The following is a 13,702-nucleotide window of genomic DNA, read 5'->3' on the forward strand; positions in this document are numbered from 1 at the left end:
CTATCTTCTCTCTAATTATTCATACACGAACTCGCTCAATTACATCTAATTGTTCCAATCTCTCAATCTCTAACTTCGATAATCCAAGCTTTTGCAACACTTCTTCAGTATGCTCACCAAGCTTCGGTGGATTCGCAAATGTATGACTCGTATGTGTAAATACATATCCTTTCTCATTTACTAGATGCCTTGTAAATGGTGACGACGATAATTCATTTGTCTCCAAAACAGGCGCCAAACAACAATCCACTTCCATCGCAAATTTCGTCCAATACGCCAATGGCTTACTAGCAAAGAGTGCTTTCATTTGCTCATAAATGATTTGACCATCTTGAGTTAGTTCATATTGCTTATCCCCCCATTCTACTCTTCCTACCGCTTCACAAAAGGAATGCCAAAATTTCTGTTCAACTGCTCCAAGCGCAACAAACCTTTCATCGCTCGTTTCGTAGAGGGAATAACACACAATCTTACCGCTAAGCAAATCTAGCCCATGACGTTTGTTATACATTTTTTCAAGCATGATATGATTGTTCATTAACATCATTAAGCTATCTGTGAGGGAAATATCGAGATAACTCCCTTCCCCAGTTCGCTCTCTTTGAAACAATGCTGCCATAATTTTTTCTGAAGTCATCATTCCGCCTATCTCATCCCCAAGGGTAATTTTGGGATGAACCGGAATTCCTTCTTGATCTTTCAACTGTGCTAATACGCCGCTTACTGCCATAAAATTTATATCGTGGCTTGCAAGATCCGAATGTTCTTTATTTTGTCCATATCCAGTTAATGAAGTATAAATGATACTTTTATTTACCCGTTTAACTTCTTCATATCCAAGACCAAGACGGTTCATTACGTTAGGCCGAAAGCTTTCTATTAAAACATCAGATTTTTGAAGAAGTTTTTTCACTACCACTACTCCTTCTGGATGCTTTACGTTTATTGCAATACTTTTCTTGTTACGATTATTCGCACAAAAAAATGCCTGATTACCAGATTCCAACCCTCTTGCTAAATCACCATAAAGCGGTTCTACCTTTATCACTTCTGCACCTAAATCAGCAAGGCGAAGTGCTGCATACGGACCTGGTAAGTAATGAGAAAAATCAACAACTGTTATTCCTTTCAACATCATAAGCCCATACCCTTTGCAATTATATTTTTCATAATCTCATTCGCACCAGCATAAATCGCGCTTACTGGAATATCACGATAACGCCGCGCAATCTCGTATTCTTCCATATATCCATATCCACCGTGCAGTTGTATGCACTCTGCTGACACTTTTTTTGCAAGATCTGTCAGCCACCACTTCGCCATCGATACTTTCGTTACGATGTTCTCACCATTCATGTGATTGGCAATACAGTCATCGACAAATGTTCTACCAATTTCAATTTCCGTATACATCTCTGCTAATCGAAACTGTACTGTTTGAAAATCGCTTATACTTTTCCCAAATGCTTTTCGCTCTTGGACATAGTTTTTCGTTATATGTAGCATCACTTCCGCGGCTGTTTTAGCTGCAATTGCAACAATGAGACGTTCTTGCTGCAACTTTTCCATGAGATAATAAAAACCTTTTCCTTCTTCCCCTAGCAAATTCGAAGCAGGCACTTTTACATCTTCAAAAATAAGTTCTGCTGTATCTTGACTATGTAAGCCGATTTTTTTTAGTTTTTTTCCTCTTTTAAATCCCTCCATTCCTCTTTCTAAAACAAGTAGACTCATGCCTTTATGAGCCGGTTTAATATTTGTGTCTGTCTTACAAACAACGATAACTAAATCTGCATGAATACCATTTGTAATAAATGTTTTTTCTCCATTCACGACATAATAATCACCTTCTTTTCTTGCAGTTGTTCGAATACTCGCCAAGTCCGAACCTGCTCCTGGCTCCGTCATCGCAATTGCAGTTATACATTCACCGCTTACACATTTTGGTAACCAACGTTTCTTTTGTTCTTCTGTTCCATACTGCGTGAAGTATGGAACGACAATGTCATTGTGCAAACCAATTCCGATTAAACTTGATCCAACCTTTTCAAGTTCCTCGTTAATGACAACCGAATATCCAAAATCAGCACCTGCTCCACCATACCGCTCATCTACCATTGGACAAAGAAAACCTTTACTCCCCATACTTGTCCAAAAAGCACGAGGAATTATTCCTTCTTTTTCCCATTCGTTATAGTATGGATATGCTTCCTTTTCTAAAAATTTATGAAAAGCATCACGAAAAATGTGATGCTCCTCCTGTAAATATTTATGCCTCATCATATCCTCCCCTTAGCTTCCGTTTCTGCATTACGCAAAATAAACTTTTGAATTTTACCGCTTGCATTTCTTGGCAGTTGTTCAACAAACACATAGCGACGTGGACGTTTATAATCAGCAAGCTTATCACTTACTTTGCAATACTCATCTAATATCTCTTCGGTAAGAAACTGATCTTTTGAAACGATGTATGCTAGAACACTTTCTCCCCAAAGCTCATCTTTCTCTCCAAGCACCGCAACATCTAAAACACTTTCATGTGTATACAAAAAATCCTCGACCTCACGTGGGTAAATGTTTTCTCCACCACTAACAACCATATCGTCAACGCGATCCGCAACGTATAAATAACCATCTGTATCTACATACCCCAAATCTCCTGAATGGTACCATCCTTTATATAATGCTTTTGCTGTTGCCTCTTCATTGTTGTAATACCCTTTCATCAAACAGGAACCTCGCATAATAATTTCTCCGATTTCATACGGTCGTAATATATCATTCGGCTCAGATGGCCCTTCTTCATTTGGACGGACAACACGGATTTCATGATTATAGGCAGCTTTTCCTGCAGAACCTACTTTAGTAAGTTGCTCATTCTCTCGTAAAAAAGTAACTGCCGGTCCCATTTCCGTCATACCATAGGCTTGTACTAATGAAACATTCAATTTTTCATCACAAGCTTTTACAAGTGCCGGTGCCATTGAAGCTGCTCCATATAAACCGTACCTAAGAGAAGATAAATCATACTGCATTAAGTCTTCCTGCAACATCATATTCCACATTGTAGGTGCCGCGAACATAACAGTAACCTTCTCTTTTTCAATCGTTTCGAGCACATTCTTTGCATCGAAATGATGCAGAATAATATTCGCCCCGCCGCTATGTACCCTTGGAACGAAGCAACAGTGCAGCTCAGCACAATGAAACATCGGTGCTGTTACAAGACCACGACTATTCTCGGTATAATGTAAATATGCGATTCCCATCAAGCTTTGATCGATAATTTCTCGGTGACGGTGAAGTACTCCCTTCGGATAACCGGTTGTTCCACTTGTATACATAATGGAACAAATATCATCTTCTTTTACTTCTACTGTTTCAAAATCCGGTAATACATTTGATAGTTTTTCTTCATATGAAATAGAAAACGGTGGATGATTTTGGTCAATGTACCAGAACTGGATATGAGGAAATTGTTTATGAATACTTTGTATTTGGGAGGATAATTGCTTTTCAAAAAGTACGATTTTTGGAGAAGCATCTTCTAATATATAACTGAGTTCTTGTGGTTTTAATCTAAAATTAATCGGATTAAATACGGCGCCAATTTTTGCACAAGCGAAACATGTAGTTGCTAGTTCACTACTATTAAAGAGAAAAGTCGAGACGCGGTCACCTTTTTGTATACCACTTTTTTGGAGCGCATGAGCTAGCTTATTCACCTGTTCATTCCATTCTGTATACGTCCAGCGAATATTTTTTTTCGGTTCAACAATCGCTTCTTTATTTGGATAATTTCCAGTAGTCAGTTCAAGTAAATTTCCAATCGTTATATGCAATATATTTTCCCCTTTCGAATAAAAAGCTTCTCATATAGAGCATGTCATAATGCAGTAACTCAGAGATATTATAGCAATTTTCAAAATATTTTAACAGTATTTCTTTCGACAAATCCTTGCAATGTGTTTATAGTTGAACAAGAGCACAAAAAATTTACTTTTTAGTGGAGGGGATGACCCTCCACTCCATACTTCTATCTTTCTTACACTTCACTTGATACATTTTCCTCTTTTCGTTCTACCTTCTCAACCATATTCCCTTCCTCATCCCACTTCACAGCGCGATAATAGGCATCATGATAAAAGGTGAACCATGCTTTCTTTTCTGTGCCATACTTCATCCATTTTTGCTTATGTTCAATTGAAGTCATTGGATAATCATCATATGCCATCACCCATAATACGTTTTGATGAGCATGCGTTGGCAAGAGATCCGCTAAATGAAGCATCGTTTCTCCTTTACTTTCAAGAACAATTACAGCATGACCATCACTATGCCCTCCTGTATGTACCATTCTGACTTCATCTGAAATTTGTATTTCGTCTTTGAAAGTGACAATTTGCTCTACAATTGGCTCCCAATTTTCTTTCCAATATGTATTACGAGAGCGGATATTAGGGTTTCTCATTTCATTCCATTCTATTTCTGATACATACACTTTTGCATTTGGAAACGTCGGAACAAGCTCACCATCTTCCGATTTTGTTAATCCTGATGCATGATCAAAATGAAGGTGTGTCATTAATACATAATGAATATCTTCAGCTGTTAGACCGTGTTCCGCTAGAGAATGTTCAACTGACGATTCTTCTGTTACCCCTTGATTCCGCTTCATTTTTTCATTCATTTTATTATTTCCAATTCCTGAATCAATGAGCATATTTCCTTCTTTCGTTTGTACAAGCAACGGATCTGTTCTTAAATAAATATGATTTGTATCATTATGTTTATATTTGCGTGACCATAAGATTTTTGGTACGACACCAAACATCGCTCCCCCATCTAAATGAGTGTTCCCTCCGCGGAGCCATGTCACTTTTATTTCTCCGATTTTTAAAGATTCCATTCCACATTCCCCCTTTTCCATTTCCCCCCCGCTATTCGCGTGCAGTAAGACTCCCACCTCAAAATGCAGCAAAAGCAAAGAAGTTAGTCGGGGAATCAACTGTCCGTAAAAGCCCGATTGGTGCGGGCTGATAATCAGTGGGGGATGAAAAAGCCCCCCACTGATTACAGTTCCCCTTTATTCTAACACAAAATTCAGAATGTTTTTTCACAACAAAAAAACCTGCGCATTACTGCACAGGTTCTGTTCGATATTTCGCTTCAACACGATAAATACGATGTCCTTTACTAGAAAACTTCTCTTCGTATTCCGTCATAATGTTACCTTCGAAATCACTGTTATGAAGATCTAAGCTAAGGAATGTGAGTAGCATGCCATATTCAGCCATACTCATAAGAGAGTATTCAAATAAACTTTGGTTATCCGTTTTAAAATGAATCTCTCCGCCTGTTACTAACACTTCTTCATAATTGCGTAAAAATGTTTTATACGTTAAACGACGCTTCTCGTGACGATTTTTTGGCCATGGATCTGAGAAGTTTAAATACACACGGTCAATTTCGCCTTCCGCAAAGAAAACTGTTAAATCTTCAGCATCTTTATTAATTAATTTTAAGTTTGGTACTTCTTCTTCAATTAACCTATCAAGCGCATCTACGATAACACTTGTGAATTTTTCAATTCCGATATAGTTAATATGCGGATTCGCTTTTGCCATCTCATAAACGAAACGACCACGACCTGTTCCTACTTCAATATGGATCGGATGGTTATTTCCAAACACTTCTTTCCAATTGCCACAACGCTCCTCTGGGTTTCCAATTACAAACTGTGAATACTCATTAATTCGATCCATTGCATATGGTTTATGTCTTAAACGCATAGATGTCTTCCTCTCTTTACCAGACTATTTTTAGAAGGTTTATTCCTTCTTTCTTTTTTAATCAATCTATCAAACAAAAAACCAAGTACGTACGAGCACTCGGTCCGTTTCTTTCAAGTATAAGGTGTTCCATTTTGATACAAACTACAAAGAGCATAGAACGAAACTCTCCTGTAGAAACGTTTCGTTAGCCAATGATTAGCTACTCCATGACGAAATAGAAAATTTCTCTTACTTGTTCAAATTGAACAACAATAGAAAGGATGATCCAATCATGCCGATTAATCAACAACATCAATTAGAAATTTTAAAAGATATTCTAGTCAATCACCAAAGCGATTGCTGTGGAACGGTTTCTGAGTGCGAACAATTAGAACGGCTCATTCAATCATTGCTTGCAAACGATAGTGTGAACAGCGATGTAAAAACAATGCTAAACGATGTATATTACTATAGTCAATCGGGTAAATATTCTCCTGATTTAGACAATCATATTTCCAATAATCAAGAGCAACTCACGCAATGGATTTCTGGAATGGACAATTTCTCTTAAATTATTTATTACTCTGAAGCAAGTAGTTGCTGTAAATATTGATGCCAATATTCAGCTTCTGCTTGCTGTTTTTTTGTTGTATGCCATTGAACAGATAAAATAGTTTGTGCCACTACATACCACTTCATACGATGAACCAATGATTCATTCATTTCAATTCCATAATACGCTAACCATTCGTCCCATTCGTGACGCGGAACATACCAATATAATAACATGCCAAGATCAAGAGCAGGATCCGCAATAAGCGCTCCATCCCAATCAATTAAAAATAATTCATCTTCGTCCGATAATAACCAATTGTTATGATTGACGTCACAGTGGCACACGACAAACTCATCATATTCAACATCTTTCAGTGTGGCTTTTAAATATCGTAGCCCTGTCTGAATCGTTTCATCCGTTCTTAAATCTCCTCTTAAAACAAAATACAATTGTTGCAATAACTCCTGCGCATAGAGCGGCTGTTTTCCAAGCCTTTGTATCATCTGCACAAGCGCTTTAGATGAATGTATTTTTTTTAAAAGCTTCGCAACACACTCAAGTTTCATATCCTCTGGCTCTAGCTTTTGTCCTGGAAGCCACTTTTGAGCTGAAATCACATCACCGTTCGTCACTCTTCTTGTCCAAAGTAATTTTGGAACAATTCCTTCTGCCGACAATACCGCTAAAAAAGGCGATGTATTCCGCTTTAAAAATAGCTTTTGTTGTCCATTTTGCGCAATATATGCATCGCCTGTTGCCCCACCAGCTGGTATAAGACTCCACTCTTCTCCTAATAATTGTTCCAACCATTCCATATTCATTACCCGTTAACAAATCCTTATCTTTTATAGTTATGAAAAGAAAAACCGCAACACCTTTTGAAGATGTTGTGGATTCATATGAAAACTCCCGCTACTTAGCTCCTTTGGCTCTTGAAGTAGGGGTTTCTCGTGTTAATCTTCTCTAACAGATGATTAACACGGGTGAAGTTGACACAGCTGCCTGATGCACAACCCCTCTATTCCATTGGCAAACGCCCCTGGAACTACTGTTTTAATATATTGTATAAAGACAGTTACTAGCAATTCATCTTCATCCTCAAAGACTATACTGGGCATATTCCTTGAAGGTGGAGTTTTCTTGCTTTTTTTTGATAAAAGAAAACTTGGCATGGGCCAAGAAATCAAGACAAACTAACCGTCTATTCTTTATATTTTACAAAACCAATAATACAATGACAACTTATCGAAATCGTCACCTTTGTCAATTCTACATTTATTATATTCTCATCGTCAAGTAGCGATTTGTCACATTATCGCCAATATATACGAGCTAATCGGAACCATTTGAAGTTCACTTCCTTGAAATGAAGAAATCGGATGTACTTTCGCTTTTGCACTGTCTGCTAATACGTACCACATTTCGTGTTTCGGCAGTGAAATCGTTTCTAATTGCACACCATTATGAAACAACACCACAATTTCCTTCCAAGGACCGAACTTTCCTATATTTTGCAAATGATAAGCAACAACAGTAGGAGATGTTTGTAAAAATGTCATATGCTCCTTTATAAGATTCGCTGACTGTAAGCGAAACGCTCTATGTGCCTTACGAATCGCAATCAAGCCTTGTATATAAGCAATTGTTTCTATTTCTTTCTCTTTTTGATCCCAATCGAGTTGATTAATTTCGTCAAGCGCATTATAACTATTTTCATTTCCTTTCTTAGAACGATAAAACTCTTGTCCTGCATGTAAAAATGGAATTCCTTGTGAGAGTAATGTCATCGCTGTCGCTAAACGATGACGCCTTTTTTGCACTTCTTCCGTTTCCTGATTGCTACGCACGAGTTTATCCCACATCGTCATATTGTCATGACATTCCACATAGTTAATACTTTGAATGGGTTCTAAAAATAACCCGTCTCCTTTTTCATTTACAAGACTTCCTGATAACACATATTGCAAATGCGCGGGGTCTAAACTTCCTCCAAATGCAAAACCACGTTTACTTACATCAAACGTGCTACCTTTTATCCCATCACGAAATTGATCGTTGAACTGCGCGATTTGTGGCATTTTGTTTGCATTGTTAAGCGTTGCCTTCTCCTCTGCCGGAAGCGGTGTTTGTAAATCCCAGCCTTCCCCTAATAACAGTGCATCCTTTTTTCTTTTCCTTATTTCCTTTTCTAATTCATTCATCGTTTCTACATCTAAAATTCCCATTAAATCAAATCGAAAACCATCCACGTTATATTCAGTAAGCCAATATAAAACAGAATCAATAATAAATTTCCGCATCATTTTTCGCTCTGATGCTAGATCATTCCCAACTCCAGTTCCATTTGATGGCATGCCATTTTCATCATGTCTGAAATAGTATCCTGGTACAAGCTTTTCAAAAGATGACGTTTCTCTTTCATATACATGGTTATATACAACATCCAAAATAACGCGGAGTCCATGCTCATGAAACTTTTCAATAAGTTGTTTACATTCCTTGATTCGGTTATAAGGGGCGGTAGGATCACTTGCATACACTCCCGTTGGAACGTTGTAATATAATGGATTATAGCCCCAGTTATACGTTACAAAAGGAGTCGTTTCATCTACTCCAGCAAAGTGATGAAGAGGTAAAAGCTCAACATGTGTAACTCCTAATCCTTTTATATAAGAAAATGCCGTCTCTGTCCCAAGTCTCCCTTTCGTATTCTCTTCTGTTAATCCAGTATATGTCCCCTTTTTTTCCACACCACTATTTGGATGCATAGTGGCATCACGAATATGCAATTCATAAAGGATTGCATCCGTAAAAGATTCAAGTTTAGGTAATGAAGTTTGTTCTTTTACATATGTCTTCGCAAGATCAATTACAATTCCATACTTACCATTCACCGATACCGATTTTGCATATGGATCTACCGCTTCATTCCATATTAAATTAATACAAACGAGAAATGTATACCTTGCTAATTCAAAGTCTCCTTGTAAAATACGAGACCAAACACCATTCTCTTCTCTTTGCATCTCATAATCCGTATACTCTTTATCATTTTTATAAATTCTTACTTTCGCAAGTCTTGCAGTTGGTGCCCACATTTTAAAAGTTGTTTTTTCCTTTCTATAACAAGCTCCTAAATCGCTACCATCATAATAATATTTTTCATCAAATACAGCCGTTCGAATAACCGCTCCAATTTGTAAATCTGTTTCTTCATTCCGCTCATCCCGCACTGTATAATACTTCCCCACATCAAGTGGATATTCTATATAACATTCATACTTTGTTACATCTGCAAGGGAAATAATTTGAGCAACCTTAAGCTCCCATACATGATTTCCTTCCTGCATAAAAAATGTCCGGCTTGTTCCATACGTATGCGGGAGCAAAATTGTAATTTTATTCATTTCATCTAAATAGGCTTCAAATGGACGCTTTACTTTCAGCATAAAAAATCACCATCATTCTCGAAATTAAAATGAAACTATATGAATACAATTTGAAAAACCGACATAAAACCCAATCTTTAGGTGGGAGAGAATAACTGGCCATTCATAAAAGCGGTCAGAACCTCTTCCTGCCCCGTGCAACGTTAAAACAAAGAGAGAAAACAAGTAGCGATCACTTTTTGCTTTACATAACAGGGGATTTTATGTTGAAAAATCAAAATGGTTTTATATATATCTGTAAGAAATAGGTATCCCCTAAAGATAAAGTGAAACTTCCATCAGTGGGGGTTTTCTTCATCTTCCATCCATCTCCCTTGTTTCTCTCTGAATATTGAGGTGGGGGGGCTTACTGCCCGAAAATAACAGGATAAATGGGATGTTACACAAACTTACTATTTTCTATAGTATATTCACATTCATAAGAAACGTTTTCACACTTTAAGATTCTGTAACTTTATTTCATAAATTGACTTATACTTTGGAGTTTGATGGACGTGAGACTCATACAATGTAATCGTATCAGCCTGAAACACTATCGCATCTAATTGCTTCAGATCTTTAAGATTAAATGTTTCTTCTCCCATCCACTTACGAGCAACAGTAATATGCGGATGATAGGGACGTGTTTCAAGCGAAAAACCGTTTCTTTCACAAATAGCATGCACCTGTTTTTGCATATCAAATAACGCTTGATTTTCTTTTAATCCAGCCCAAAATATACGTGGGCTCTCTACTAGGCCAAATATAGAAAAATTTTGCAGCGTGAGATCTAATTCCGTTTTATTTGTAAGGAGTTGTAATCCTTTCTCTATTCCTTTCAATTGTTCCTGCGTCGCACTCCCTAAAAAAGCAAGGGTAATATGATAGTCTTCCTTATATACCCATGAGCGAAATGGCAACTTGTCCTTCATTTCTTCTTTGTAATTTTCAAGTATTTCTTTTATATGATCCGGCAAGGTAACTGCTAAAAAATAATGTGGTACCATTTGTATCTTCTCCTTTCTTGTTATTGTTGCTTTTCTTTTGTATCTCATTCAATTGGATAAAAAGAATCCGCTCCCTAAGATAGAGAGCGGTCATATATCACAGTAAAATCAACCTATTTCGCTAATTCATAAATTGCCTGTGCATAAATTGCTGTTGCTTTTAGTAAATCTTCTATTTCAATATACTCATCTTTTTGATGAGCAAGTTCTTCTTTTCCAGGGAAAAGCGGACCGAATGCTACACCAGCTTTTAATGAACGAGCATATGTACCGCCACCAATTGCTAATAGCTCCGCTTTCTCTCCTGTTTGTTCTTCATACACACGCTGTAATGTACGAATTAAAACATGATCTTTATCAACGTGATGCGGACGTGAGTTAGAATAATCAGCTACTTGGAAGCCTTTGTTGCCGACATAGTCTTTTAATTTCTGCACTGTCTCTTCAAAATTCGTTGTTACTGGATAGCGCACATTTAAACCTAAGTTTCCGCCTTCTTCTTTCGTATAAGAAAGACGACCTACATTGACTGTTAACGGTCCGCTAATTTCATCTTTATAAGCGATTCCTGCTTTTTCTCCAAGCGTATCATTCGTAAATGTTTCTGTAACAAATGCCGCAAATGAAGCGCCTTTACCGTCAAGAGCAATCGTTGTTAAAAAGTTCGCTAATAAGAGTCCTGCATTTTCACCTTTTTCAGGAGTAGAACCGTGAGCTGAAACTCCTTCTAGTTGTAGTGTCACGGTATTTCCTGCTACATTTGCTTTACCTGTCTTCTTCACAGTTTGTAAGTATTGTTCATAAGCATTTCTGAGTTCCTCTGCTTTTTCAGTCGTAATCACTGCTTCCGCAAAATCAGGAACCATATTTAAACGGCGACCTGAAGCAAATGAAACAAGCTCATATTCCCCGCCTTCTGTTTCGCTATTCTTTTGCACAACTTGTATATCAGAAATCCCTTTTTCCGCATTAATAATAGGAAAATCTGCATCTGGTGCGAACCCCATCGTTGGCATTTCTTCATTTTTGAAATAATGATCGACACATTTCCAGTTGCTTTCTTCATCCGTTCCTAAAATCATGCGTACGCGTTTTGAAAGCGGCAATCCTAATTCTTTTACAATTTTCATTGCATAGTAAGCAGCCATTGTCGGCCCTTTATCATCAATTGCACCGCGTGCAAAAATCTTTCCGTCACGAATATCAGCGCTATATGCAGGTGTTGTCCATCCATCTCCTTCTGGCACAACATCAACGTGACAAAGAATACCCACCAATTCTTCTCCTTGTCCCATTTCAAGGTGTCCTGCATACCCTTCTAAATTTTTAGAAGTAAATCCTTCAACTTCTCCTCTATGTAACATGAAGGATAGTGCTTTCGCTACACCTTCTCCAAACGGTGCACCTTCTTTTGCTGTTTCTTCTTCCCATACACTTTTAATTTGCAGGAATTGCTGCGTGTCATGAATTAATTCATCTTTTCTTTTCTCAACTTCTTCTGTCCAATTAATTGCTGACATAACTTATTCACCTCTTCTATATTCTCTCTTTCATCATAGCAAACGAAAATCCGATATGCCAATAAGAGAAGATGAAATAACGAATGATTATAATATTTCAGATATTTCACATTAATTTTTCTTTTATTTTTCTAAAAAAATTTGCAGGAATTTGACGGTTTACGTAGAAATTTATGTGGTAGTTGATAGAAGAGACATAGAATGTCAACTACCAATATTTTTATATTTTATTATTTGTTAAACTTTTGTAAAATTTAACTAGGTTAAAGCATGAAATTTGTCAAGTGGAGTACAATGGAAGTAAGGACCTTCTTTCCTGAATGGGGTCAAAAAAACTAGTAGAGGAGTGGTTTTCTCTTGAAACCTACGACTACTCGTATGCTAACACGCATTAAATCAATTTATATGTACATCAATGAGAATGGTACGGTAACGACGAAAGACCTTGTAGATGAGTTCGGGATCACACCGCGAACGATACAACGTGATCTGAATGTGTTGCAATTTAATGAACTCGTGTATAGCCCTTGCCGCGGTAAGTGGACAACAACAGGAAAGAAAGTGAGAATGACCTCATAACGAAAACAATTGTATCTAAAATATAATACATACCCCTTTCTGATTTCACAGAAAGGGGTTCTTTCTATTTTTAGAATCGGTCTCAATCTTGACTCTCTGTTTGAACTTGATACGTTTTTAACATTTCCACTTCTTCATCTGTTAATTCACGGTATTGACCAAGTTCTAATTCTTCATCTAACACTAAAGGTCCCATCTCCGTTCTCTTTAAGTAGACAACCTTTTTCCCTACCGCTTCAAACATGCGCTTTACTTGATGGAATTTTCCTTCTGTAATGACAAGCTCGATTTCAGACACATCATCGCTTTTCAAAATTGTAAGTTCACCTGGCTTCGTTTCATAGCCATCATCTAAAATAACACCTTTTGCAAATTCTTCTACATCTTTTTCTGTTACAACTCCAGCTACGTGTGCATAATATTTTTTCGGAACGTGCTTTTTCGGAGATAATAACTGATGCGTAAGCTTCCCGTCATTTGTTAATAATAGGAAGCCTTCTGTATCAATATCAAGTCTTCCAACTGGAAACGGATCAAAGATTGCATCTTCTAATTCCAATAAATCCACAACTGTTTCATGATTATCATCTTCTGTTGCCGAAATGACCCCTTGTGGTTTATGCATCATTAAATATACAAATTCCTTATATTCAACAATCTCACCGTGAATTGTAACCTCTTGTTCTTCTACATTCACATGAAACTTCGCATCTTTTACTGAAATTCCATCAATTTTTACAACGCCATCCTTTAATAACTTCTTTACTTCTTTTCTACTTCCATATCCCATATTTGCTAATAATTTATCTAATCTCATTCTTTCACCTTCTTGTATTTA

Annotated in this window: 12 protein-coding genes; 2 read left to right on the forward strand and 10 right to left on the reverse strand. The window is 37.2% G+C overall.

All coding sequences use genetic code 11. The features are described from left to right. Nucleotides 1-19: 19 nt before the first annotated feature. The 5 genes from ORL93_RS14805 to trmB form a co-directional block, all read right to left on the reverse strand. Nucleotides 20-1,135, reverse strand: coding sequence for a CaiB/BaiF CoA transferase family protein (locus ORL93_RS14805; protein WP_029427643.1), 1,116 nt, complete (start codon nt 1,133-1,135; stop codon nt 20-22). Then, nucleotides 1,135-2,280 (reverse strand): acyl-CoA dehydrogenase family protein, encoded by a 1,146-nt coding sequence (locus tag ORL93_RS14810; protein ID WP_018782807.1) that lies wholly within the window; start codon nt 2,278-2,280, stop codon nt 1,135-1,137. Before ORL93_RS14810 ends, ORL93_RS14805 begins: the two co-directional genes overlap by 1 nt. Next, nucleotides 2,280-3,842: a fatty acid--CoA ligase gene (locus tag ORL93_RS14815; RefSeq protein ID WP_097795417.1), complete on the reverse strand. Its 1,563-nt coding sequence runs from the start codon at nt 3,840-3,842 to the stop codon at nt 2,280-2,282. The genes ORL93_RS14810 and ORL93_RS14815 overlap by 1 nt, the downstream gene beginning before the upstream one ends. Before the next feature lie 203 nt (nt 3,843-4,045). Then, a complete protein-coding gene (locus ORL93_RS14820) occupies nt 4,046-4,909 on the reverse strand; it encodes a YtnP family quorum-quenching lactonase (RefSeq protein ID WP_097795418.1) in 864 nt (287 codons plus the stop codon). A gap of 229 nt (nt 4,910-5,138) precedes the next feature. After that, nucleotides 5,139-5,792: a tRNA (guanosine(46)-N7)-methyltransferase TrmB gene (gene trmB, locus ORL93_RS14825; protein WP_097795419.1), complete on the reverse strand. Its 654-nt coding sequence runs from the start codon at nt 5,790-5,792 to the stop codon at nt 5,139-5,141. A gap of 274 nt (nt 5,793-6,066) precedes the next feature. Here trmB and ORL93_RS14830 point away from each other — a divergent pair, with 274 nt between their 5' ends. Next, nucleotides 6,067-6,345: a YtzH-like family protein gene (locus ORL93_RS14830; RefSeq protein ID WP_003201233.1), complete on the forward strand. Its 279-nt coding sequence runs from the start codon at nt 6,067-6,069 to the stop codon at nt 6,343-6,345. Between the two features lie 8 nt (nt 6,346-6,353). Here ORL93_RS14830 and ORL93_RS14835 read toward each other — a convergent pair whose 3' ends face one another. The 4 genes from ORL93_RS14835 to pepV all read right to left on the reverse strand — a co-directional run bounded on the left by ORL93_RS14835 (nt 6,354) and on the right by pepV (nt 12,285). Further along, a complete protein-coding gene (locus ORL93_RS14835) occupies nt 6,354-7,151 on the reverse strand; it encodes a phosphotransferase family protein (RefSeq protein WP_003201231.1) in 798 nt (265 codons plus the stop codon). Between the two features lie 486 nt (nt 7,152-7,637). Continuing rightward, the gene (gene pulA / locus ORL93_RS14840; protein WP_098641423.1) at nt 7,638-9,779 is read right to left on the reverse strand and encodes a type I pullulanase; all 2,142 of its coding nucleotides are present in this window, start codon (nt 9,777-9,779) and stop codon (nt 7,638-7,640) included. A gap of 431 nt (nt 9,780-10,210) precedes the next feature. Next, nucleotides 10,211-10,765 (reverse strand): RNA 2',3'-cyclic phosphodiesterase, encoded by a 555-nt coding sequence (gene thpR / locus ORL93_RS14845; RefSeq protein WP_097795421.1) that lies wholly within the window; start codon nt 10,763-10,765, stop codon nt 10,211-10,213. 113 nt (nt 10,766-10,878) lie between these two features. After that, the gene (pepV, locus tag ORL93_RS14850; protein ID WP_006096242.1) at nt 10,879-12,285 is read right to left on the reverse strand and encodes a dipeptidase PepV; all 1,407 of its coding nucleotides are present in this window, start codon (nt 12,283-12,285) and stop codon (nt 10,879-10,881) included. A 357-nt stretch (nt 12,286-12,642) separates the two neighbouring features. Here pepV and ORL93_RS14855 point away from each other — a divergent pair, with 357 nt between their 5' ends. Then, nucleotides 12,643-12,864, forward strand: coding sequence for a DeoR family transcriptional regulator (locus tag ORL93_RS14855; protein ID WP_000805512.1), 222 nt, complete (start codon nt 12,643-12,645; stop codon nt 12,862-12,864). 82 nt (nt 12,865-12,946) lie between these two features. Here ORL93_RS14855 and ORL93_RS14860 read toward each other — a convergent pair whose 3' ends face one another. Continuing rightward, complete coding sequence (locus ORL93_RS14860; RefSeq protein WP_003201223.1) at nt 12,947-13,681, reverse strand: pseudouridine synthase; 735 nt, start codon at nt 13,679-13,681, stop codon at nt 12,947-12,949. Nucleotides 13,682-13,702 lie beyond the last annotated feature (21 nt).

This window comes from Bacillus sp. DHT2 (assembly GCF_026241455.1).
In the GTDB taxonomy this organism is placed as follows: Bacteria; Bacillota; Bacilli; order Bacillales; family Bacillaceae_G; genus Bacillus_A; species Bacillus_A pseudomycoides.